Origin of the sequence: Vibrio tubiashii ATCC 19109 (assembly GCF_000772105.1) — a bacterium.
Lineage (GTDB): Bacteria > Pseudomonadota > Gammaproteobacteria > Enterobacterales > Vibrionaceae > Vibrio > Vibrio tubiashii.
In genome coordinates this window covers 1,671,479-1,692,717 of sequence record NZ_CP009354.1, presented here as the reverse complement: position 1 = coordinate 1,692,717, position 21,239 = coordinate 1,671,479, and the positions used below count along the sequence as shown (strand labels likewise).

The window sequence follows — 21,239 nt, the reverse complement described above, 5'->3', positions numbered from 1 at the left end:
TGCGGGAGCTTCGGTATTGCGTTGCTCACACCTTAACAGGGCGTTATATGCAAGTTCGAGCTCTCAAATAAGAGGTAAATTTAGAATTCATGATATATGCAGTAATAGGCTTGGCAGTTGGTGTCTTAGGGTTGTACTTGTATCAATTTGGCTTCGGTGCTTTTTCTACAGATCAGGGCGTTTGGGGAGCATTTGGTGATTACTTAGGAGGGGTCTTAAATCCAGTTATTGCATTGCTTGCACTGATCTATCTAGCAAAAACTTATCAAACTCAAAAAGATGAGTTGAAAGAAACTAAAAAGGCATTGTTACAATCAGCAAAGTCTCATCAAGAGCAAGCGCATGAACAGAAATTTGCAAACGAGCTTCAAAAGAAAGCAAATGCTCTTGAAGAAAAAAACCAAAGAATTAGCCTGTTACAGGCACAGATTAGTTGTATAAGTGCAATTCTAGAAGTAGAAATAGATGGGCAAAATACACTTGTGGGACAACTCAATGAGTGCTCCAAAGAAATGGAAGAACTCGGTAATGGTATAGGAAATAAAACCGTAACACCTGAATATAGAAAACAGTTAATTGCTAGGTCTAAAAATATTAGAAAGTATTTAGAAGAGACCGATCTTAGTACTAGAAAACTACAATCTGACTTGGCTGAAATTCGAAAAGAACTAGAAAAGTTAGCTACTACATAGTGAAAGTGAAGTTGCATATAACAAAGCGTTTAAGACGGATTCCCAACGCTCGGCACTTTTGGTTTGCTTCAATTTAAGTGTTTACGGCACAATACTTTAAGTGCAGTGGTATGCGTTGCTCACCACTTAACGCGGCGTTATGTTTCCGAGTACCCCACGTTTAGTAGACACTTTACTAAGTTAGACCTAGGGTCTAATTGAGAGGTGATTTATGGCTAAACATCGTAATCCAGCGTACACCGAAGAGTTCCGTAAAGAAGCCGTTCGCTTGGCCAGTCTTCCTGGCCGAACAGCAGTTTCCGTTGCCAAGGAGCTAGGCATCAGTGCCCAGCAAATCCGGAACTGGAAGCGTCAGTTCACACGCCTATCGGATAAACAGTTTAACACCTTAGATGGTGTCGACTATTCGAAGAAAGAGTCCGAAGAACTCCGAGCGCTTAGGCGCGAGAACAAGCGACTCAAAGATGAAATGGAATTCCTAAAGAAGGTCTCGGCGTACTTCGCGAAGCAGCAAAAGTGAAGTACGAGTTCATAGAAAGCTACGTAGGCGAGTATTCCATTAGCTTAATGTGCCGAGCGTTAGAAGTGAGTCGAGGCGGTTACTACAAGTGGTGTCATCATACGCCGAGTGAACGTTCAAAGCGGCGAAAGCGCTTTGAGCAGTTAGTGATGTGTACCTTTGCCCAATATCGGGCACGTTACGGGTCTGTGCGAATAGCCGAAGAACTAAACGAAGCGGGCCACGCCTGCTGCGTGAATTATGTGGCTGATATTATGAAGGAAAAAGGTATCAGGGCACGCAATGGTAAAGGGTTTAAATACAGCAAGGATGTGGCGGCGATGACGAATGTTGCTGACAATTTACTGCGCCGAGACTTTGAGTCTGAAATACCAAATCAGAAGTGGGTTACGGACATCACGTATATCTGGGTGAAGAGGCATTGGCTGTTCTTGGCGACAGTGATGGACTTGCATTCAAGGCGTATAGTGGGTTGGTCGCTAGGTACAACGATGACCGTCGAGCTCATCACCAATGCGCTAAAAATGGCATTTGAGTCACGTAAGCCGCCTAAGGGCATCATTATCCACTCGGACCGTGGTGTACAATACAGAGCATATAAATATCAAGACTTCATGCGCAAGCATGGAGGTGTACCGAGCATGAGTCGGCAGGGTAACTGTTGGGATAATGCGGTGATGGAGTCGTTCTACAGTCGACTGAAAGTCGAACTGATATACGCGGAAGATTACCAAACTGTCGAAGAAGCCCGAATGGGCATCTTCGAATACATCGAGGTATTTTACAATCGCAAAAGAAGACACTCAGCGTTGGGGCATGTCAGCCCAGTTGAGTACGAGAGTATGTAGTTATGTACTGTCTACTTTTTGTGGGGTACACCAGTGCCAGTCTAAAATAGGTTAGAGTGTGGAGTCACAAATGATAGTAACCATTCAAGGACCAAGTTTTTACGGACAAGAAGACGAAGAAGTATTTTTCGCTTGTTTGTACTCATTACCAGAGTTTGAAAAGGTAGTTGGTGTTGGTCTAAATCTAGAAATTCATTTCAAGTCATCAGTTTCAGGTGATGTCATTAGGCGTTTGTTGGTTATTTGTCGTCGCTGGGGGGTAGATGTCAGTTCTCTAAAGAATCAGATTAGTTGTTTAGAGGTTGAATCTTTGTTCTGGGATAAAGATATATCGTTACCTTAACAATGATTTTTGGCTGGTATAAATTGCTTGAAGTTAACAGAAAAGTATTGGTACCAGTCTTGATATATAGCGGGACATCCACTTGGTGGAAGTTTGCACATAACAAACTGTTTAAGAGTGATTCGCAACGCTTGGCATTTTTACTATGCGTTACGTTTAGTGTTTAAGGTGGCATGCGGAAGCATCGGTATTGCGTTGCTCACACCTTAACAGGGCGTTAATAAGCTTGCTGTAAACGAATGGTGTTTTATGGCAAGTAGTTGGTCATAAGCTGTTGGTTTAGCCGTTCAGTTCTAGGTTAATAATTCGTTTCGAGTTCGTCGTTTCTTTGGCGTAAATGCCATTTGAAATCATCGATAGCGCTAATATGCCAACAACCATCTTCGCTCCCAAAATTTCATCGTTGTGGCAATTAACTGTCCGTGACTTCAGTGGGTGGCTCGTCCTTTGTAACCTTAGGCTTCGTGTTTGCTGCAGCTTGGTCTTTGGAAAGTAAAGTGGGTCAGCAGCCAGCAAAAATATGGTTGGTTTGTGGTGCTGAGTTCAGTGGTTTGTTTGGGTCTAGAGCGCGCCGAAAGTACTTTATTAACAATGTGTTCAAGCTGGATTCTCAACGCTCGGCAGTTTTGGTTGCAAAATCTAGTGCAGTGATTAAGGTGGTTTTATCAAGTGTGGTGGTGCGTTGCTCACCACTTAACACGTCGTTAGTTGGTATTTGTTTCTTGGTTTTAGGTACGGGTTCTGTAGGCGTCGTTTACATCCGTTCTCCGTACTTCGGCAAGCAGAAATTTCTCTGTTATTGAATTGGCTTGGTGGCTAGCTTGCCTTTCTAGTTTTGTGTCTGGTTTGAAGAACGGGCGTATCAGGTTTACTGGTTTCAGTGACTCTTGCATGCAATGGACTATCGTAGCTTTTAGCTTGCCTTTGCAAAGGGAGCTTTGGATGTTTAAGTTGTCCAGTCTACTAATTTAGGGCGCTCGCTGATTCTACTGTGGAAAATGGAAACTTCAGTGCGCGCTAGCCAACTAACAATCTGCTCAAGACGGACTGCCAACGCGGGGCAATTTTAGTTCAAGTCGGGTATAGTGTTTACGGTGGTATGGTTAAGTGCGGTGGTCGCGTTGTCAGCCACTTAGCAGGGCGTTAGTGAGCTTCGATCGATTTGATATTAGAGATTTAAATGGAAACGTTAGAAAAGTGGGCTGAGCGTATATATTCCGAGAGCGATTTTGGTCGAGGGGTTGCTACATCAATTTCCGGTGCAATTGGCTTATCAACATACCTGTTCTTCAATGATTGGGTTATTGCATTGTTTAGCGTAATGATTTCTTTCCCGATCATACGAATTGCAGCTTCTAGTTCTTACAAATGGAATCAAGACCGAGCGCAGCAAAAGTCAATTGAGCGTGCGCTAGAGTGTACGTTTAACGGGCTCACTGAGCATGAAAAACTAGTGGTTGCCGCATTTGTTGATGCAGGGGGGACAACCCTTACGTTTTCGCAAATAAACCGACTTGATCTCTCGAGTGCTGCCATCGAATCATTGGTTCAAAGAGAACTACTTTGGACCTCAGTTATGTCTGACGGTATGACTGAAAGTTTCGTATTAGATATGGCGTTGTTTGACAAAGCATTAAGTGCAACAAATGAGTCCGCTCACTAACAAACTGTTCAAGAGGGATTCGCAACGCGTGGCATTTTCACTATGCGTTGGTTTTAGTGTTTAAGGTGGTATGCGGCGGCTTCGGTATTGCGTTGCTCACCCCTTAACAGGGCGTTAGGTTGCTTTAAAGAATGTGGGTTTGTTAGCTCTGCATTTAGCCACTTCAAGATTTGTGTTTGTCGTTAGTTAATCGTCTGTGTGGCTCGAACATCGGTAGGTGAAAGCTTAGTTTGGTAGGCACATATCAGCTTCAGCGGCTCATCGTTTTAAAGTCCGTCCTGTTTTAGACTTGTGCTTGATTTCAACATTGTCCCTGATAGTTCATCGAATCGGTGTTTTCAGGTTTGGTGCACATAGGGTTCAGTGAACCACCGCAGGTTAGTAGGGCGCGCGATTCGAAGTTCAGTGGTCATTGCGGTGCACTCAGCATGGGTATTTAGTAGGTCTACCTCCGTATTCCAAATCAGCAAAGGCACTCGTAATAAGCATCCCTAACAAGCTGCTAAAGACGGACTGTCAACGCGGGGCAATTTTGGTTCAAGTCAGGTATAGTGTTTACGGTGGTTTGGTTAAGTGCGGTGGCCGCGTTGTCAGCCACTTAGCAGGGCGTTAGGCTACTAAGTCTTTACGTAGGTTTCATTCACTGAGCCTCAACAAGTAATCCGTTATTAAACATGAATAAGGACATTGAGATGTTTAGTCATATTATGATCGGGACTGATGATATTGAAAGGTCGAAAAGTTTCTATGATTCCGTACTAGCTGTAATTGGGGTCAAAGAGTCAGTGGACAACGTGAATGATACGGGGCAGAAACGATTTTTCTATTTCCACAATGGGTCAACATTTTGCCTCACTGAGCCGATAAACGGTGAACCAGTAAGCGCAGCTAATGGTTCAACTATTGGGTTTGCATGCGACTCACCAGAACAAGTAAAAGAGTTCCATTCAGTTGCCATAGCAAACGGTGCTACTAGCATTGAAGGTCCTCCGGGCTTACGTGATAACTCTACGGGTAAAAAACATCTGTGCTACTTCTTGGACCTAGACGGACATAAAATCTGTGGTATGTATCGTTGTAAGTGATGTGCACTTATCAGCTGCGTAGCCTAACAAAGCGTTTAAGACGGATTCCCAACGCTCGGCATTTTCGGTTTGATTCAGCTTTAGTGTTTACGGCACAATGGGTTAGGTAAGGTGGTCTGCGTTGCTCACCACTTAACGCGGCGTTATGTGTAAAAGCTCATATCAATTCTATACTTAGTTGAAAACAAAAGGAGCTAGGTATGGATGACACAAACAAAACACATGAAAGTGACCTAAATGCGAAGCAAAACGAAGTGAATAGCCAAAAATCTGGATTTGGCGATTGGGTACTCAAACTTTCAATTCGACTAATGATAGCTTTTATAATTTTGTGGCAATTTGATGGCTTATGGCAAAGCACTCAACCAGAGGTGAGTTCTTTCCTTCAGAAAAACTTTCCAGAGAAATACCGTGAAGAGCAGCTGAAGCTATCTAGGTTCAATGAAAATAATGCGTATATCAGCGATATTGAGCGTGATTTGAACAAAAAACTTGCTATTGCTGAGCAGGCCGTTTTAGAAAAAGGTGTTGCTGAAAAAGAAGTGCAAATTCGACAGTTCGAGATTGAAGCTTTGTGTCGGTACTATGATACTTCGATATTAATGTTCAGCCACTTAGCAGATAAATATTCGGAACGAGAGTTAAATAAGGTTGTGAGTTGTACAAACCAAGAGTGCTTTGACATTATAAACCGCACTGACAAAGCAAGGCAGTTGTGTCAAAACACATAACAATCTGTTTAAGAGGGATTCGCAACTCGTGGCATTTTTATTATGCGTTGGTTTTAGTGTTTAAGGTGGTATGCAGCGGCTTTTGTATTGCGTTGCTCACCCCTTAACAGGGCGTTAGCTAGTGTTTAAAGAAACTACGGGCTTAAGTGTTCATGATTACTGAGCTCTCGCTTCACACTTGATAGTCCTTAGGTACAAACTATCTCGCCAGTGGCACTGTTCGTAAAGTGGTTAAATCAACCAAAGTCAGCTTACTGAAATGGTGTGTTTGTTTAGTTCTTTGTTGTGGTTTCTAGGATGTTGAAACATCGCTGAGACTAAATCTGCTTTGCGCACTTGGCAGTTGGCTTCTTCGAACGCATTCTTTGCCAAGCAAGTTTTATCAATTGTGTTTTGGTTATAGAACTGCTCAATGGCCATCGCACAAGAAACCAGTGATGCTTTCTAAAATTGGCATTTTGGTGAAAAACTTAACCTTCTTCGAAGCAGCTAACAAACTGCTCAAGGCGGACTATCAACGCTCGGCAATTTTGGATCTAGTTTGGTAAAGTGTTTACGGCGGCTAGTTTAAGTATCGTGGATTGCGTTGCTAGCCACTTAGCAGGGCGTTAGCTGGTATTTAAAGGAACTAAGGGCTTAAGTGCTCATGAATACGGGGCTCTCGCTTCACGCCTGATAGTCCTTAGGTACAAACTATCTCGCCAGTGGCACTGTTCGAAAAGTGGTTGAATCAACCAAAGTCGGCTTACTGAAGTGGTGTGTTTGTTTAGTTCTTTGGTGTGGCTTCTTGGGTGTTGAAACGTTGCTGCGACTAAATCTGCTTAGCGCACTTGGTAGTGGGCTTCTTCGAAAGCATTCTTTCCCAAGCCTATTTCATCAATTGGGTTTTGGCTTGTGAGCTGTCCAATTTACATTGTCATTTAAAAGCAATAATGTATTTCAAGTTAGGCACTTGGGTGAAAAACTCAACCTTCTTCGTAGCAGCTAACAATCTGCTTAAGACGGACTGCCAACGCTCGGCGAATTTACTTCAAAGTTTGCTCTGTGTTTACGGTGGCTTGTTTAGGTTTTGTGTTATGTTGTCAGCCACTTAGCAGGGCGTTAGCTAGTGTTTAAAGAAACTAAGGGCTTAAGTGCTCATGAATACGGTGCTCTAGCTTCGCACTTGATAGTCCTTAGGTACAAACTATCTGGCCAGTGGCACTGTTCGTTAAGTGGTTGAATCAACCAAAGTCAGCTTACTGGAGTGGTGCGTTTGTTGAGTTCTTTGGTGTGGCTTCTCTGGTGTTGAGACGTCGCCATATCTAAATCGGTTTCGTGAACTGGACTGTCAGGTTTGCCTAAAGCATTCTTTGCTAAGCAAGTTTCATCAGTTGTTTTTTGGTTCGCGAGCTGTCCAATGTACAATTGTCATTCGAAACCAATAATGCATTTCAAGTAGGCACTTTGGCGAACAACTCAACCTTCTTCGTAGCAGCTAACAAACTGCTCAAGGCGGACTATCAACGCTCGGCAATTTTGGTTCTATTTTGGTACAGTGTTTACGGCGGCTAGTGTAAGTATCGTGTTATGCGTTGCTAGCCACTTAGCAGGGCGTTAAGCGTATTTTTGAATCATACAGAGTAAAAAGAGGTTACCTTTGATAGAAGAACTTTTCCTACAAGCATTGTTTACTTTGATTGTGCTTTTTTACCCGGTTTACTTGATTTACAAACGGGCAGGACTAAATACAAATTTGAGCTTCACGATTTTCATTCCTTTTATAGGGTTTATTGTTTGTCCGTTGATCTTAGTTTTTTCTCAATGGAACGTCGAAAAGAAAAATAAGGAAACTGAATAATGGGTGGCATAAGCATATGGCAATTAATAATCCTGTCTTTCATCATACTGATCCCATTATTAGTCTTTGGACCAATTCTCAAGAAAGCTGGATTTTCAAAGTGGTGGTCAATTGTGATGCTATTACCAATCGCCAACATAATTGCAATATGGCTCTTTGCTTACGTGAAATGGCCATCGGAACAAAACAACGCTTAACAAACTGCTCAAGACGGACTGCCAACGCTCGGCGAATTTACTTCAAAGTTTGCTCGGTGTTTAAGGTGGCTTGTTTACCTATTGTGGCCTGTTGTCAGCCACTTAGCAGGGCGTTAAATTGCTAGAGGAATTATAGGATGTCCAAACAGAAAAATTACAAGCATATATATGAAAATATGTTGAAAGTTCTACCTGATAAACCATGGGTGAAGTCATACTCTAATATAATCAGTGGAGGAAAATCTCCTTCATTACCAACGCTAATGAACAATTCACTTGTTTATGGATTGCACCTATATGAGACAAGGGGGGATTTGCTGAAAGATAATTATGAGCATGGAATTGTTGCAGAAGCAATGTCTACATGTAATGCATTTTTATATATCTATAGTTCGTTAGGTAAAGATAATAAAAATCAAATCCTGAAAAGATTTCAATCTGCTTTCTTTCAACCTAATGATATGCGAGCAATTAATTATGAGCTGTTTATGTGCTTTTACCTCACTAATCAAGGGCATGAGATAGAAATAAAGGACAATGATATTAGTGGGGACACATATGACTTCTTAATAAAAACAAACGATAACGAACACATCCAGTTGGAATGTAAGTCTTTTTCATACGACAAGGGGTTATATGTTTCAGGTGAGGATGCAAGTGATATATATAAAGCAATATTGAGTCAAGATCATGGCTTAGTGTGCAACATTGATAATCAAGTAACAGTCTACAGTATTGAGATTGAGCAGGGAGTGCCAAAAAATAAAACAACTAAAGAGGAGTTTGTGACAGAGATAATAAAGCTTTTACATAGTCCTAGTGAAGAATCAGATTGTAAAATAAAAGTCCATCGCCAGATTTATGATGACGTTGCAAATATAAGTGATGTAGATAGTCATTTAGACTTACCGATTAAAAATCATGGCGTAGAGGTAGGTCGTATCGCTTCATCCCCAAATGGAAATAGTGGGCGGTTTTGCTTAATTATCACCACTCATGTTAAAGGGTCATTACAGCGTGAGTTTGAAAATGTTTGTAAAAGAGCAGCAAAAGAGCAACTCCCATCTACAAGAGCATCATGTATATCTGTAGAAATATCGAATAGTCAAGTATTCTCTTTTTTTGAAGGTAATCGATCAATTGAAAATAAAATAAGGAATATTTTCAAACAAAGACATTTAACAAGTATTCTTTTGTTTAACAATACTCAAGGTGAAATTGCTTCCGATGGAACTCACTTTTATATGTCTCCATTAGTTAAAGAGTTCAAAAATTCCAACTCGAAATTTTTTGATACATCGAGTTTAAAATCGGTGGATACCGCAATTTAACAAACTGTTTAAGAGTGATTCGCAACGCGTGGCATTTTCAATATGCGTTGCGTTTAGTGTTTAAGGTGGTATGCAGCGGCTTTGGTATTGTGTTGCTCACACCTTAACAGGGCGTTATGCGATGGAGTAAATTTTAGCTTGACCTCAAGTTAAGTTGAGGTGTTAGGTTGCTTTGAGTTGATACTTTAGCTCATTGAGAAAAAGGATATATTTGAATATGACAAGGATCGAGCATTTAAATATTACAGTTCCAGATATTGACGCTGCATTGGCATTTTTAGTTATTGTAGCTCCGGACTTTAATGTACGAAAAGATGTTAAAACTTCAGATAGACATCGTTGGGTTCATGTGGGCAACAAGCAAAGCTATTTTGCACTTCAAGAGCCTCATCTAGACTCACTTGTTCCCCAAAATTTTCAAAAAACGTATAAAAACTACGGTCTAAACCATATTGGCTTGGTTGTGGATGATCTTGAAGCTATAGAGAGCCGGCTGATTGAACAAGGCTATCGTAGAGGTATTTTTGCTCCCGAAGAGGCATATCGAAAAAGGGCGTATTTTTTCGACAAAGCTGGCTTTGAGTGGGAATTAACAGAGTTTTTGTCTGACGTAGAAGATGAAATGTACTTGTATGAGTAAGTTGTGAAAATCGCATAACAAGAGACTATGGCGTCAATAGTTAATTTTTGGCGCTATTGTTATCCCACATTACACCGTCTCTGAGCATCGAGTTTAAGATCACAACCATCTTTCTCATGCAGGCAACTATGGCTACTTTTTTGGGTTTTCCTGCCGCAAGTAATCGTTCATATGTAGTCTTAAAAACAGGGTTACATTGGATGGCAGACATCATTGCCATATACATAACGGTTCTAACTTGAGTCCGACCTCCTTGTATTATGCGCTTTCCTTTGTAACGACCACTTTCTCTAACGATGGGGGCTACACCAATCAAGCTAGAGGCTTGTTTATTGGTGATGTAACCAAGTTCGGGGACGTTACTGATGATGGATGCGGCCAGTATTTTACCGACTCCAGGCATGCTTTGAAGTATCTCATTCTTAGTCTGATATTCAGGTGAGATATCGATGAGCTTTGAGATTTTGGCTTCTACTTTTTCAATTTGATTTTTAAGAGCGGTTAAGATGGGCGTAATGGTTGAGGCGATGTTCTTTGGCAATATTTGTAGTCGGTTTCTTTCCATGGTCTGTATGGAGAGTAACTGATTTCGCCTTGATACTAAGTCACTCATTAATCGGATATTTTCGGCTTTTAGCTCGGTTAAGTCAGGCTGAACTTTTTCAGCATAGTGGGCAATGAGCGCGGCGTCTAAACGGTCGTTCTTAGCTCTTTGTCCAATAGCACCAGCGAACCTTTTTATTCTCAAAGGGTTTGCGATGACATAGGGTAGCTTTGCTTGGTCACAAGCAAGGATGAAGGGCATTTCTAATCGTCCAGTAGCTTCAATCACGACACGTTGAGGTTGGTGTTTAGCGATAGCTCTGACGGCTTCTTTAATGCCTTTGTCATTGTTAGGAACGGTGAAGTAAATGTCGAGCGGACGGATATAAATATCTAATTGTGATTTGCCAGTATCAACGCCGACATTAATGTTTTGAAGTGTGTTTGTATTCATAATAAGCTTAACTCTTGCTTGCAAATGCGGGCTCGAGACCCAGAAGACTATTCGAGTGTGGTGCTTGGAGTTCTATCTGACGTTCGAACTTGTTATCGGTCTCTCGATAGAGGAGCCATCATTTAATCGAACTATCAGATAGAAGAACTTTAGTTGCAGCTAAAGTCTGGGTCTCACTTTACCCGATTGGAGAGCTTATTATCCATACAAGCAATTTAAGAGGGATTCACAACGCTCGGCACTTTTGATTCTACTTCAAATTTAGTGTTTATGGCACAATGCTTTAGGTTTGGGTGGAGGCGTTGTTCACCCCTTAACAGGGCGTTATGAGGCATATGGATATTCAACTAGTACAAATAGAAAGTGATGAGTTTGAAAGTCTGTTTTCTGTTGTGAAACAAGGACTTTATTCGCATGTTGATGCTGTCTTTGGTTGGTGTGATGAGTTTCAGGTCAATCGCTTAAAAAGTGACTACGAGCCGCATTGGTTTCACTGGGCTTATCTCAATAACACGAGAGTAGGAATGCTATGTTTCAAGCCTTACGACGATGCACTTCATGTACATTTACTCATTGTGTTTCCAGAATTTCAAAATCAGAAATTGGGTGGCAGGGTAATGAATATGGTTCACGAAATAGCGCTAGAGCAAGGGCGTAGTCACGTAACCTTATCAAGCTTTACTAGAAACGAGTCAGCGGTAAGGTTTTACAAATCTCTTGGTTACAAGGTGACTGAAAGCGATGAAAACTTCCTTTCTTTGTCTCTTCAAGTTGCCTCATAACAAAGCGTTAAGGCGGCACTAGGTGAATAGGAATTTATGCAAAAAACAATAGAAACGAATCGACTAATTCTCAGGCCTTTCATCGAACATGATGCAGCAAGAGTTGCTGAACTAGCGGGTGAAAAAGTCATCTCGGATATGACAGCGAATATCCCACATCCATACGAGTTAACAGATGCTATTGACTGGATTAAGACGCACCAATGTTTGTTCAACAGTGGTAAAGGTGTCGTTTACGCTTTGGTTCTAAAGAATAGCAATACATTGGTTGGGGCGGTCAGTTTTCCTCGACTTGAAGAAGGTGAAGGGACACTAGGGTACTGGTTGGGTGTTCCTTTTTGGGGCGTTGGTTATGCGACGGAAGGCTCTAGAGCTCTAATCGAGTACGCGAGAGAGAATTTAGGTCTCAGCAAACTCAAAATAATGCACCTAACTGACAATGTGCGTTCAAAGTCAGTCATAAGTAAGTTGGGTACAACGTATGTAGGAACCAAAACAATTCAAACTCAAGGTGGCGTGCGTGAGGTTTGCGTTTATACAGCTTATCTATAAATTCACTTAACAAGCAATTAAGGCGACCCGTTACACTTGACGGTTTTGATTTGAGTTGAGTTTAATGATTTCGGTAGTCTTCTTAGGTGTTGTGTATTGGCAGCAGGTTAAGCTTAAGTTTAATAGAGGAAGCGGTGATTTTAGGGCTAAATCATATCACTATTGCAGTACGTGACTTGGGGGCCTCTCTTCAGTTTTATAGAGATGTCTTGGGGTTCACTACACATGTGAAGTGGGACAAGGGAGCTTATTTATCTGTAGGTGAGCTCTGGTTTTGTCTTTCACTCGATGAACCTTGCCCAAAAGCCGACTATACCCACGTCGCTTTTGATATTGCAGCTGAAGAATTTGAAGCCTTTTCGAAGCGTGTCGTTTCATTGGGTGTACAAGTTTGGAAAGAGAACAAAAGTGAAGGGCAGTCACTCTATATTTTAGACCCTGATGGTCATAAACTAGAGATACATGCAGGTTCGCTGGAAAGCAGGTTAGAAACTCTAAGAATGAAGCCATACAGTGGGCTCGTGTGGCTTTAAACATAACAAACCGCTCATAACTTACTGTCAACATTCGGCAATGTTAGTTCTCATTTGGTACAGGGCTTACGGCAGTTAGTTTAAGTGGGGTGGTAAGCGTTGTTCACCGTTACTAATGGAGTAGGAATGTCGAAATTACTAGTTTACTTAACTGCGCTATTCTTTTTGTTCTACGGAGCTATTTTTGTTGTGTTCCCGATAGAAATGGCAAACTTAATTACAGGCTCAAGCCCCAATTCTACCTCAGCAACTATTGATTTTAGGGCTACATATGGTGGTGCCCAGTTCGCAATCGGTCTAGCTTTAATACTCGTACTCAAAATTAAGCAAGATATCACTTTGGCTTTAATTATTGTTGCTATTACGTTGTTATCTATGGCGTTTGGTCGGCTAATAGGTATCTTGGTTGACGATCAACCTAATACACTAATGTACGTTTATTTAGTCGCGGAGTTCGTGTTTGGGTTATTGGCTCTATACCTAAAAACGTCAATGGCACCGAAATCCAATACCTAACAAATTATTCATGATGGATTTGTAACGCTTGCCGTTTTCGTTTCTCACAAAATATAGGCAAGCGTCGTTAACAACTTAACAGGGCGTTATAACAACAAGGAGATTTCCGTGAACATAACAGTTTTAGATGACTACCAAGATGTGGTTAGAACGTTAGATTGTTTTGAATTACTCTCACATCACAATGTGTCCATCTTGAACGAAACACTTCCTGAAGCAAAGCTGGTTGCTAAGCTAAAAGGCACAGAGGTTCTTGTTTTAATCCGAGAGCGGACAGTCATTACAGAGTCTCTGCTTGCACAGCTACCTAATCTGAAAGTTATTAGCCAAACAGGTAAAGTTAGCAACCATATTGACGTTCACCTATGTGAAAAGTATGGAGTAAAGGTTTTGGAGGGACGTGGTTCACCTGTAGCTCCTTCGGAGTTAGCTTGGGCACTTATTATGGCGGCGAGTCGCCACATACCAACTTATTCATCCAATCTCCAAAACGACAAATGGCAAAACTCGGGTGTACTCGGTTTAGGTCGTACACTAAAGGGTTTGAAGCTTGGTATATGGGGCTACGGGAAAATTGGGCGACGAATCGCTCAATATGCGAAAGCATTTGATATGTCAGTGGTTGTCTGGGGTAGCGAGCAATCAAGAAACCTTGCACTTGCGCATGGCTTTGAAGCTGCCGCGTCAAAGGAGTCGTTTTTCTCTGGTTCGGATATCGTGTCAGTTCACTTACGTTTGAATGAAGTAACTAGGGCGAGCGTAGCAGCTTCAGACTTAAGCTTAATGAAACCCGACTCCTTATTTGTAAACATTAGTCGCTCAGAGCTTGTGGAAAGCTCCGCACTCTATAATGAGCTCGTGGCCGTACCAACTAAGCGAGCAGCCATTGATGTATTTGACAATGAACCGGCATCGCTTGATGGCGAGCCTTTACTGTCATTGCCGAATGTCACAGCTACTCCCCATTTAGGGTACGTAGAGCAAAATAGTTATGAGCTGTACTTCAAAATAGCATTCGAGAATATTTTAGCTTTTGAACAAGGTAATGCATAAATATCTGTCTCGAGGAGATCGTTGTTATAACAACCCGTTTAAGAGTGATTGCAACGCTTAGCATTTTTACAAAACGCATTGAATTTAGTGTTTAAGGTGGTCGGTATTGTGTTGTTCACACCTTAATAGAGCGTGATATATATCAGAGGAATTCAGGATGAAGTTAGTAACTCCAAGGGTTGAATATCAAGAGTCATATATTGAAATGGTACGTGAGTTCTCTGAAAGAGAAGAGGCGTTTGTTCCATTCGTGTTAGCTGAAAATTATGAAGACTTTTCTATGATGCTTGATAGGTTGTCTGCTTACTCAAGAGGCGAGGAGGTTCCAGGTTTTGTCGCACATAGTTCTTTTTGGCTTATTGACGAAAATGACCAAGTTGTCGGGTGCTCTAATCTAAGACATGAGCTGAACGATGGATTATTGGTTTTAGGCGGTCATATTGGTTATGGAATCAAGCCATCAGAACGGAAAAAAGGGTACGCTAAGCGTATTTTAGAACTTACCTTACCGAAGGCTAAGAGTATCGGCATTGATAAAGCACTAGTAACGGTAAACAAGGCCAACCTTGGTTCAGTAAAGGCTATCAAGTACAACAAAGGTGTTCTTGAGGCAGAAAAGCAAGTATCAGGACAGAAAGGCATAGTTCAGTATTACTGGCTTAACACCTGTGCTTAGCCGAAAATTACTCGAAGGAGACGGCTAACATTTGTCACTTTGGGTTTGGTTAAGTTTAGTGGTAACGGTGGCATTGTTTGGGTGTTCAGGCAGTTATCTACCCCTGAGCAAAGCGTTATGCAACAAGGAGGTAAATTCAGGATGAGTACAGGATTCGAAGGTTCATGTTTATGCGGAAGTATACGATTTAAAGTTAAGGGGTTTAGTGAAAAAGTAGCTAATTGTCATTGCTCCATGTGCCGAAAGTTTCACGGTGCTGCATTTGGTACTTTAGTTGGGGTTAAAGTCTTAAGCTGGCTTGCAGGTAAGAACTTCCTTAAAGAGTTTGTTGCATTAAATGGCACTACAAGAACATTCTGTTCCAACTGTGGTTCGAGTCTAGGGTTCAGAGTGGAAGGTGAGTCGCTAGAAAACATCGAGTTGGCTATTTCGGCATTTGATGTTGATATACCTGTAAAAGTCGATGCTCAGATCTACATAGGTTATAAGGCTAATTGGTGTCAATTACAGAGCGACTTGCCAGCTTATACTGAAGGGTGTACAAGTTAGTCGAACACTTGAAAGCATTGCGCAACAATACATGACTAACGTTATGACCCTATTCAAAAATACTAATGGATTGAGGGAATGAAGAGAACTGAACGAGTAAACTGGTTGAGACGACGAAAGAAGGGCTTTCTTCGCCATAGTTTAACTACAGGACTTAGTTTCTCAATACCGACAGTATTTGGGGCAATTCTTTTCTCTGGTCTACTTTGGTTATCGAATGATTATTTGTGTAAAAACATAAGAAATCGCTGAAGAGTGACGGCTAACCATTGGCATTTTCGTTAGGCTGAGTTTAGTAATTACTATGGCTTAGGTTGACTTTTTTGGTAGTAAGCCTTATCCAACGCAGAGTTGTATGTATTCTAAAGTCTAGGGGAAACAATGAAAGTACTTATCGCTGGAGCCAATGGATATATTGGCAGCCACGTTACTAAAAAATTTGTCGAAAATTGCTTTAATGTTTCAACTTTTTGCCGGTCTAGAGGTGTAGTAGCGCATGGTGGGAAGCTAGCAAACGCGTCAACAGAGTTTGCTGGTTACTTTGATATCGTTATAAATTGCGCTCGTCCACATTGGTCAGAATTTTCACCAGAGGAAATTGCTGATAGGGAATTCAAACTGTTGACGCAACTGGACAGCCTAGCGGCTAAAGGGGCGACAAAAATCCACACCTCCGGCATTTGGCTATTCGGCAATGCATCTCAAGACGATCTCAGAGACTTTAAACTGAAACCTTTGGACGTTGTGAAGCTAGATACAATGACAATAGATTACGCCATAACAGAAAAGTGGCATGTAGTTTACTGTCCTAGTTTGGTATACGGTGGTGAAAACTGTCAGTTAAAGCGAATTGTAGACTCTTTGCCCAACAAGACTTTCCAAGTAGCGGTACCTTCTCGAGGTTATAACCAATACATCCATGTTAATGATATTGCTAGATTCTATTTGGCACTGGTACAAAGTCGACATCCCTCAGCACAACATTTTATTGCTGAGACTGAGGGGTATAGTCCTCTAGCGTTTTCCCAGTTACTACTTGACTTTAATATAGTCAAACAGGTTAGCAAGAGTAGTTGGAGTGACTTTGAGAAGAGCCATGGTTCTTCGGCAGTAGAAATCGAAAAGCTAAATCTCAAACTTCCAATTAGTGCTTTGCTGGAATCGACAGAATCCATCAGAAGCTATATAGAAAGCACACTTAACAACCGTGATAGGAGCTTGGAATGAGTAAGGAAATTTCTGAACGTTTGTTTAGATCTTTAGGTACACACGCTCTTAAAGCTTTTTCATTGTCCGAGAGAGGATTAACGTTAGTTGTTGCACCTTGGGAAAACCTCGAAGATGAAGCCGTAGCCGTCTTTAGTGAACTAGAAATGAGCTACATTGAAGCCGATAGCGGCACTCAAGATTCCTGTACCGACTTTAACTTACCCTGGGACATAATCCGGTTTGATTCGTATCAGAAAGAAGACGATCTTTGGGAGTTTGGTTTGTGTTGTAGCGAAATAAAAGTAGGTTTTAAAGCCAAAATGCCTGAGATCTCATTCTCATCGAGATAGAGTTATAATCGATAGCTAACGTAAGAAATGTTTAAGTCAGATTCCCAAAGCTTCGTATTTTCTGTTTAAATTGGCCTTAGTGCTTAAGATTTTAGTCGAAGCCGTACTAAAGCCTTAATCTAGCGTTAATTTCATGGAGCGAATATTGTGGAAATCTGGAAGCTACTGTTTTTTATACCTGTGTGTTTTGCGCTAAACATGACGCCTGGCCCAAATAACCTATTATCTATGAATAATGCTCGTTGTTACGGCTTCAAGTCTGCTTTCATTGCTGGTCTTGGGCGAATAGCAGCGTTTTCTGTAATGATTGCGTTAGCCGCTTCTGGCCTGGCAGTCGTTTTATATGCCTCCGAGACCCTTTTTCTGACCATAAAAATAGCAGGCGCAGCGTATTTGTTGTGGATTGCTTTTAACCTATGGCGTTCAGAGTCAAACCCTATAAAGGAGTTTTCAGATGCTCAAAGCCGGTTGGGTTTAGCGAAGCAAGAATTTTTTCTAGCAGCTGGTAACCCCAAAGCTATATTGATTTTCACTGCATTCCTTCCGCAGTTTGTTGATGTTTCGGCTAATGTAAAGGAACAGTTTTTCGCTTTAGGTGTGACTTTCCTGATACTAGAAATGGCCGCAATATCTATTTATGCCATATTCGGAATATATTTAAGGCGATGGTTCACTAAACCTAAAATGACAAAGCGATTCAACAGAGGTTGCGCTACCTTTTTGGCGATGTCAGGGGCAAGTTTGTTGTTTAGTCGCCAACAATGACGTTCACACAGTAACAACGAAAATAGGAAACGATAGTATGTACGAGTTCTTAGTTGGTCTAGACGTGTCAGATAATGAAGTATATTCAGACTATAGAGCGGCTATGAAACCTATCCTCACTTCATATGGAGGCGAGTTCGGTTTTGACTTCATTGTTTCAGAGGTTCTCAGATCTGAAGTCGATAAACCCATTAATCGAGTCTTTACGATACGGTTTCCAGATCAATCCGTTGCCGAAAATTTCTTTACAGACAGTGAGTATTTGAAAGTAAAGGAGCAACTCTTTGATACGGCTGTATCTCATACAACGATTATTTCGAGTTACAACAAAGAGGTTTAATTATTACATGGAAGTAGTAGAAGCAAACTTAGGCTTAGCGCCTTTGCTCGCGAGTTATGCTAAAGAGTGCTATGAATCCGGAATTCCTAAATATGCCAATGTAGAGCGTGACCCGGAAAGCTACTTATCTGGTTTGATATCACGTTCTCAAGAAACCTCTGAATTACCAAATGGCTATCTCCCCAGTACCACATATTATTGTCTTAAGGATAACAAGATTTTAGGTGCGATTCGGGTAAGGAGAGGAAGTAACGCTAACGTAGAAAATGTGATTGGGCATATTGGTTACGAGACTAGGCCATCTGCCCGAGGTAAAGGGGTTGCTTCTTATTTGCTCGGCTGGGTTCGCGCTCATGTTGTGACCGATCCTGTTATCGTGACGTGCTCAATCGATAATCCAAGCTCTCAGAAAGTGATAGAAAAGAGTGGCGGAGAATACCTCGGTAACTACGAGGATAAAAATGAAGGTGTGGTGAGGCGCTATCGATTAGTGCGTTCAGTGTAAACGACGAAATATGTAATCCATAAGGTTTGGTGTATGAAGGTAACATTTAAAACGGTTCTATTACTTAGTACGGTTTTCACTTTGACCGCTTGCTTGGGAATGCCAAAGTCAGTGACACCTGTTGGTGATTTTGAACTCACTAACTATCTTGGTAAATGGTATGAGATAGCTCGTTTAGACCATTCTTTTGAACAAGGGCTTACACAAGTTACCGCAGAATACAGCTTACGCGATGATGGCGGGGTAAAGGTCATTAATCGCGGGTATAACAGCGAATCTCAACATTGGAAAGAGGCTGAAGGAAAAGCGTACTTTGTCGATGCGAAGAACCAAGGGTATTTAAAAGTTTCCTTTTTCGGGCCTTTTTATGGTTCCTATGTGGTGTTTGAGTTAGAACGTAGTAACTATGATTATGCGTTTGTGTCTGGACCTAACAATGAGTACTTATGGCTATTAGCTCGGACACCAACAGTTAGTAATACTGTGATAGAGAAGTTTAAAACCATGTCCAAAGAGCGAGGGTTTAATACTGACGAGTTGATCTTTGTAGAACAGCCTCAAAGTTAGGTAAACCAAGAGCCTCCGCAGAGGCTCTTTTTATAAGTCTGCGATTAGTACTTAAATTGCGCGACGATTTTCTCAAGTTTGTGGCTAACTCCTGATACTTGCTCACTGCACCTTACAGAGCCTGACACTACCTCAAAGGTGTTGCCCGCCAAATGCGCAATTTCAGTGATATTGCGATCAATTTCAGCAGAGACCATTGATTGCTCCTCAGAGGCAGTCGCAATTTGTGTGTTCATATCAAACATTTCGCCAATCTGCTCACTGATACCTTCAATGGCTTCCACCACTTTATGAGTGTGTTCGTTGGTCGTTCTTGCCTGAGCTGCGCTGGTTGCCATTTGATTGGCCGTTTGCGAAATACCCTGAGTCAGTGACTGAATCGTTGATTCGATTTGATGAGTAGAGTCATTGGTCATTAATGAAAGCTGACGAACTTCATCCGCCACCACGGCAAAGCCACGACCACTTTCACCCGCTCGAGCTGCCTCTATAGCGGCGTTAAGTGCAAGTAGGTTGGTTTGTTCCGCAATGCCTTGAATCGTAGATACCACCTGATTGATTTCTCGGCTTTGCTCTTCAAGTGATACAACGTGGGTTTGAGATTCTTCGATACTTGCTGCTAACACATCAATTCGGTCGCCTGTTGCATGTGTCATATCTAGCGCATTCTGTGCTTCTGTTTTCACGCGCTCGGCATTGTGCGCTGCAGACTCAATATTCGCGGTGATCTCATTAGTCGTCATGACCAACTCATTAACTGCAGTGGCTACAGACTCTGATTCTAGCTTCTGCTGCTCGGCGTTCTTCATACTTTTCGAAGCCGCTTGTTCAGAACTGCATGAACTTTCACTGAGTACTTCCATCACCGAGGCGACATCTTTTATATGCGTGTGTAACTGGCTGACAAAGGTATCGAATGAGTTAGCTAATTGAGCTAGTTCATCATTACCTTTGGCGTTCATCCTGACGGTGAGATCGCCGCTGCCTGATGCAATATCTTTCATTAAGGTATTAATGATTTTGATCCGTTTAAGGATACTTCTACCAATCATAAACAGCAGTAAAGAGAGTAGGGTAACCATGACTAAGCCGATTATTTGCAGCTGCTGCTTAACTTGTACCGTCGCTAATGATATTTCTTGCACAATAGTAGACTGCAAAGAGGCAATTTCTTCTTCCGTATTATGAACATTGCTTCTCAATTGCCCCCGTAAACCTTCATTAGCGCTGTAGCCTAGTAACGTTCTAGCATTGATCAGTTGATCCGCTTTTGAGCGATAGTTAAAGAAGTAATTCGCTATCGGTGGGTATTGCCCGACAGTCGATTCAAACTGACTTAGCGCATTGACCAGAAGAGTTTCACTCTCTTTCGATATATCGGATAGATATCGGAAATCCGCTTCCATTAACTCAAATAGGGCGACTTTTAAGTTAATGTCACGTTGCTCAACGGCCAATTGTCTTAGTTCAAGGCGAGCTCGCTCCAACTGATTGATATAACTTGTTTCGCTGCCTTTTCCTTCAAGCAGATTGACTTGATTAACCAGTTGATGGAACTGAGCTTGATATTGTTCAAGTGTCTGCGAAATTGTTTTGGTCGAAGAAGTGAAGTCAAGATCGTTGAGCACCAAGGTATTAGACAAGTCTGCTAGACGTGCCGTCATTTGATCAAATGTTGAATCGAATCGCTTTGGGTACTTAAGGTCTTTACGTGCTAAGAAGTCTTTCTCATGGCGTCTTAGCATCAATAGATCGACTTCACTAGCGAGGTTTTGGCTCGCAGCATGCTCTAAGGACTGGAGTCGCTCGAGGCTAGAGTGCTCCACAAAGCCGTAGAGGCCAACAAAAATTAACAGCATGGCGTTAATAAGAAACAGTTTTGCGCGAATAGATAAAGCAAAGCCTTTAGAATGCTGAGTGCCTGGAGAATCGTCCATGAACACCTCCCTGATAGC

General features: G+C 41.7%; 25 protein-coding genes. 23 read left to right on the top strand and 2 right to left on the bottom strand.

Going from position 1 to position 21,239, the window contains the following annotated elements; translation table 11 throughout:
- Positions 1 to 89 precede the first annotated feature (89 nt).
- The 10 genes from IX91_RS07670 to IX91_RS07615 all read left to right on the top strand — a co-directional run bounded on the left by IX91_RS07670 (position 90) and on the right by IX91_RS07615 (position 9,890).
- Positions 90 to 692, top strand: coding sequence for a coiled-coil domain-containing protein (locus tag IX91_RS07670; RefSeq protein WP_004748932.1), 603 nt, complete (start codon positions 90 to 92; stop codon positions 690 to 692).
- Positions 693 to 903: 211 nt separating this feature from the next.
- Positions 904 to 1,212 carry a transposase gene (locus IX91_RS07665; RefSeq protein ID WP_004748933.1) on the top strand — a complete coding sequence of 103 codons (309 nt, stop codon included), beginning with the start codon at positions 904 to 906 and terminating at the stop codon, positions 1,210 to 1,212.
- Positions 1,209 to 2,060: an IS3 family transposase gene (locus tag IX91_RS07660; RefSeq protein WP_004748934.1), complete on the top strand. Its 852-nt coding sequence runs from the start codon at positions 1,209 to 1,211 to the stop codon at positions 2,058 to 2,060. Before IX91_RS07665 ends, IX91_RS07660 begins: the two co-directional genes overlap by 4 nt.
- A gap of 70 nt (positions 2,061 to 2,130) precedes the next feature.
- Positions 2,131 to 2,403, top strand: a complete 273-nt coding sequence (locus tag IX91_RS07655) for a hypothetical protein (RefSeq protein WP_004748935.1) — start codon at positions 2,131 to 2,133, stop codon at positions 2,401 to 2,403.
- Positions 2,404 to 2,825: 422 nt separating this feature from the next.
- The gene (locus IX91_RS07650; protein WP_004748938.1) at positions 2,826 to 3,206 is read left to right on the top strand and encodes a hypothetical protein; all 381 of its coding nucleotides are present in this window, start codon (positions 2,826 to 2,828) and stop codon (positions 3,204 to 3,206) included.
- A gap of 377 nt (positions 3,207 to 3,583) precedes the next feature.
- A complete protein-coding gene (locus IX91_RS07645; protein WP_004748939.1) occupies positions 3,584 to 4,066 on the top strand; it encodes a superinfection exclusion B family protein in 483 nt (160 codons plus the stop codon).
- Between the two features lie 692 nt (positions 4,067 to 4,758).
- Positions 4,759 to 5,151 carry a VOC family protein gene (locus IX91_RS07640; protein ID WP_004748940.1) on the top strand — a complete coding sequence of 131 codons (393 nt, stop codon included), beginning with the start codon at positions 4,759 to 4,761 and terminating at the stop codon, positions 5,149 to 5,151.
- Positions 5,152 to 5,351: 200 nt separating this feature from the next.
- Positions 5,352 to 5,882, top strand: coding sequence for a hypothetical protein (locus IX91_RS07635; protein WP_004748941.1), 531 nt, complete (start codon positions 5,352 to 5,354; stop codon positions 5,880 to 5,882).
- A 2,174-nt stretch (positions 5,883 to 8,056) separates the two neighbouring features.
- On the top strand, positions 8,057 to 9,250 hold the full coding sequence (locus tag IX91_RS07620) for a hypothetical protein (protein ID WP_004744060.1): 1,194 nt from the start codon (positions 8,057 to 8,059) through the stop codon (positions 9,248 to 9,250).
- Between the two features lie 217 nt (positions 9,251 to 9,467).
- A complete protein-coding gene (locus IX91_RS07615) occupies positions 9,468 to 9,890 on the top strand; it encodes a VOC family protein (RefSeq protein WP_004744059.1) in 423 nt (140 codons plus the stop codon).
- Positions 9,891 to 9,930: 40 nt separating this feature from the next.
- Here IX91_RS07615 and IX91_RS07610 read toward each other — a convergent pair whose 3' ends face one another.
- Complete coding sequence (locus IX91_RS07610) at positions 9,931 to 10,887, bottom strand: IS110 family RNA-guided transposase (RefSeq protein ID WP_004749128.1); 957 nt, start codon at positions 10,885 to 10,887, stop codon at positions 9,931 to 9,933.
- Positions 10,888 to 11,213: 326 nt separating this feature from the next.
- On the opposite strand from IX91_RS07610, the gene IX91_RS07605 reads away from it, so the two are divergent.
- The 13 genes from IX91_RS07605 (at position 11,214) to IX91_RS07545 (ending at position 19,284) form a co-directional block, all read left to right on the top strand.
- Positions 11,214 to 11,669, top strand: coding sequence for a GNAT family N-acetyltransferase (locus IX91_RS07605; protein ID WP_004745990.1), 456 nt, complete (start codon positions 11,214 to 11,216; stop codon positions 11,667 to 11,669).
- A gap of 36 nt (positions 11,670 to 11,705) precedes the next feature.
- On the top strand, positions 11,706 to 12,221 hold the full coding sequence (locus IX91_RS07600) for a GNAT family N-acetyltransferase (protein WP_004745988.1): 516 nt from the start codon (positions 11,706 to 11,708) through the stop codon (positions 12,219 to 12,221).
- A 134-nt stretch (positions 12,222 to 12,355) separates the two neighbouring features.
- Positions 12,356 to 12,754 carry a FosG/FosC2-related fosfomycin resistance glutathione transferase gene (gene fos / locus IX91_RS07595; RefSeq protein WP_004745987.1) on the top strand — a complete coding sequence of 133 codons (399 nt, stop codon included), beginning with the start codon at positions 12,356 to 12,358 and terminating at the stop codon, positions 12,752 to 12,754.
- A 126-nt stretch (positions 12,755 to 12,880) separates the two neighbouring features.
- The gene (locus IX91_RS07590; RefSeq protein ID WP_004745984.1) at positions 12,881 to 13,270 is read left to right on the top strand and encodes a DUF4345 domain-containing protein; all 390 of its coding nucleotides are present in this window, start codon (positions 12,881 to 12,883) and stop codon (positions 13,268 to 13,270) included.
- Between the two features lie 108 nt (positions 13,271 to 13,378).
- On the top strand, positions 13,379 to 14,323 hold the full coding sequence (locus tag IX91_RS07585) for a D-2-hydroxyacid dehydrogenase family protein (RefSeq protein WP_004745983.1): 945 nt from the start codon (positions 13,379 to 13,381) through the stop codon (positions 14,321 to 14,323).
- Between the two features lie 157 nt (positions 14,324 to 14,480).
- Positions 14,481 to 14,999 carry a GNAT family N-acetyltransferase gene (locus IX91_RS07580; RefSeq protein WP_004745982.1) on the top strand — a complete coding sequence of 173 codons (519 nt, stop codon included), beginning with the start codon at positions 14,481 to 14,483 and terminating at the stop codon, positions 14,997 to 14,999.
- A 117-nt stretch (positions 15,000 to 15,116) separates the two neighbouring features.
- Positions 15,117 to 15,548: a GFA family protein gene (locus tag IX91_RS07575; protein ID WP_338131584.1), complete on the top strand. Its 432-nt coding sequence runs from the start codon at positions 15,117 to 15,119 to the stop codon at positions 15,546 to 15,548.
- A gap of 381 nt (positions 15,549 to 15,929) precedes the next feature.
- Positions 15,930 to 16,775, top strand: a complete 846-nt coding sequence (locus tag IX91_RS07570) for an NAD-dependent epimerase/dehydratase family protein (protein ID WP_004745979.1) — start codon at positions 15,930 to 15,932, stop codon at positions 16,773 to 16,775.
- Positions 16,772 to 17,107 carry a hypothetical protein gene (locus IX91_RS07565; protein WP_004745977.1) on the top strand — a complete coding sequence of 112 codons (336 nt, stop codon included), beginning with the start codon at positions 16,772 to 16,774 and terminating at the stop codon, positions 17,105 to 17,107. Before IX91_RS07570 ends, IX91_RS07565 begins: the two co-directional genes overlap by 4 nt.
- 147 nt (positions 17,108 to 17,254) lie before the next feature.
- Positions 17,255 to 17,872 (top strand): LysE family translocator, encoded by a 618-nt coding sequence (locus tag IX91_RS07560; protein ID WP_004745976.1) that lies wholly within the window; start codon positions 17,255 to 17,257, stop codon positions 17,870 to 17,872.
- A 37-nt stretch (positions 17,873 to 17,909) separates the two neighbouring features.
- A complete protein-coding gene (locus IX91_RS07555; protein ID WP_004745973.1) occupies positions 17,910 to 18,212 on the top strand; it encodes a DUF1330 domain-containing protein in 303 nt (100 codons plus the stop codon).
- Between the two features lie 7 nt (positions 18,213 to 18,219).
- Entirely contained in the window at positions 18,220 to 18,717 is a 498-nt protein-coding gene (locus IX91_RS07550; RefSeq protein ID WP_004745970.1) for a GNAT family N-acetyltransferase, read from the top strand.
- 33 nt (positions 18,718 to 18,750) lie between these two features.
- On the top strand, positions 18,751 to 19,284 hold the full coding sequence (locus tag IX91_RS07545) for a lipocalin family protein (RefSeq protein WP_004745969.1): 534 nt from the start codon (positions 18,751 to 18,753) through the stop codon (positions 19,282 to 19,284).
- Positions 19,285 to 19,328: 44 nt separating this feature from the next.
- Here the strand turns inward: IX91_RS07545 and IX91_RS07540 are convergent, their stop codons facing one another.
- Positions 19,329 to 21,221 carry a methyl-accepting chemotaxis protein gene (locus IX91_RS07540; protein WP_004745967.1) on the bottom strand — a complete coding sequence of 631 codons (1,893 nt, stop codon included), beginning with the start codon at positions 21,219 to 21,221 and terminating at the stop codon, positions 19,329 to 19,331.
- Between the last annotated feature and the right edge of the window lie 18 nt (positions 21,222 to 21,239).

Bases quoted from the DNA above. Each gene is read 5' to 3' on its own strand.
- IX91_RS07670 (WP_004748932.1), top strand. From the start codon at position 90: ATGATATATGCAGTAATAGGCTTGGCAGTTGGTGTCTTAGGGTTGTAC.
- IX91_RS07665 (WP_004748933.1), top strand. From the start codon at position 904: ATGGCTAAACATCGTAATCCAGCGTACACCGAAGAGTTCCGTAAAGAA.
- IX91_RS07655 (WP_004748935.1), top strand. From the start codon at position 2,131: ATGATAGTAACCATTCAAGGACCAAGTTTTTACGGACAAGAAGACGAA.
- IX91_RS07645 (WP_004748939.1), top strand. From the start codon at position 3,584: ATGGAAACGTTAGAAAAGTGGGCTGAGCGTATATATTCCGAGAGCGAT.
- IX91_RS07640 (WP_004748940.1), top strand. From the start codon at position 4,759: ATGTTTAGTCATATTATGATCGGGACTGATGATATTGAAAGGTCGAAA.
- IX91_RS07635 (WP_004748941.1), top strand. From the start codon at position 5,352: ATGGATGACACAAACAAAACACATGAAAGTGACCTAAATGCGAAGCAA.
- IX91_RS07620 (WP_004744060.1), top strand. From the start codon at position 8,057: ATGTCCAAACAGAAAAATTACAAGCATATATATGAAAATATGTTGAAA.
- IX91_RS07615 (WP_004744059.1), top strand. From the start codon at position 9,468: ATGACAAGGATCGAGCATTTAAATATTACAGTTCCAGATATTGACGCT.
- IX91_RS07610 (WP_004749128.1), bottom strand. From the start codon at position 10,887: ATGAATACAAACACACTTCAAAACATTAATGTCGGCGTTGATACTGGC.
- IX91_RS07605 (WP_004745990.1), top strand. From the start codon at position 11,214: ATGAGGCATATGGATATTCAACTAGTACAAATAGAAAGTGATGAGTTT.
- IX91_RS07600 (WP_004745988.1), top strand. From the start codon at position 11,706: ATGCAAAAAACAATAGAAACGAATCGACTAATTCTCAGGCCTTTCATC.
- IX91_RS07590 (WP_004745984.1), top strand. From the start codon at position 12,881: ATGTCGAAATTACTAGTTTACTTAACTGCGCTATTCTTTTTGTTCTAC.
- IX91_RS07580 (WP_004745982.1), top strand. From the start codon at position 14,481: ATGAAGTTAGTAACTCCAAGGGTTGAATATCAAGAGTCATATATTGAA.
- IX91_RS07575 (WP_338131584.1), top strand. From the start codon at position 15,117: ATGCAACAAGGAGGTAAATTCAGGATGAGTACAGGATTCGAAGGTTCA.
- IX91_RS07570 (WP_004745979.1), top strand. From the start codon at position 15,930: ATGAAAGTACTTATCGCTGGAGCCAATGGATATATTGGCAGCCACGTT.
- IX91_RS07565 (WP_004745977.1), top strand. From the start codon at position 16,772: ATGAGTAAGGAAATTTCTGAACGTTTGTTTAGATCTTTAGGTACACAC.
- IX91_RS07555 (WP_004745973.1), top strand. From the start codon at position 17,910: ATGTACGAGTTCTTAGTTGGTCTAGACGTGTCAGATAATGAAGTATAT.
- IX91_RS07550 (WP_004745970.1), top strand. From the start codon at position 18,220: ATGGAAGTAGTAGAAGCAAACTTAGGCTTAGCGCCTTTGCTCGCGAGT.
- IX91_RS07545 (WP_004745969.1), top strand. From the start codon at position 18,751: ATGAAGGTAACATTTAAAACGGTTCTATTACTTAGTACGGTTTTCACT.
- IX91_RS07540 (WP_004745967.1), bottom strand. From the start codon at position 21,221: ATGGACGATTCTCCAGGCACTCAGCATTCTAAAGGCTTTGCTTTATCT.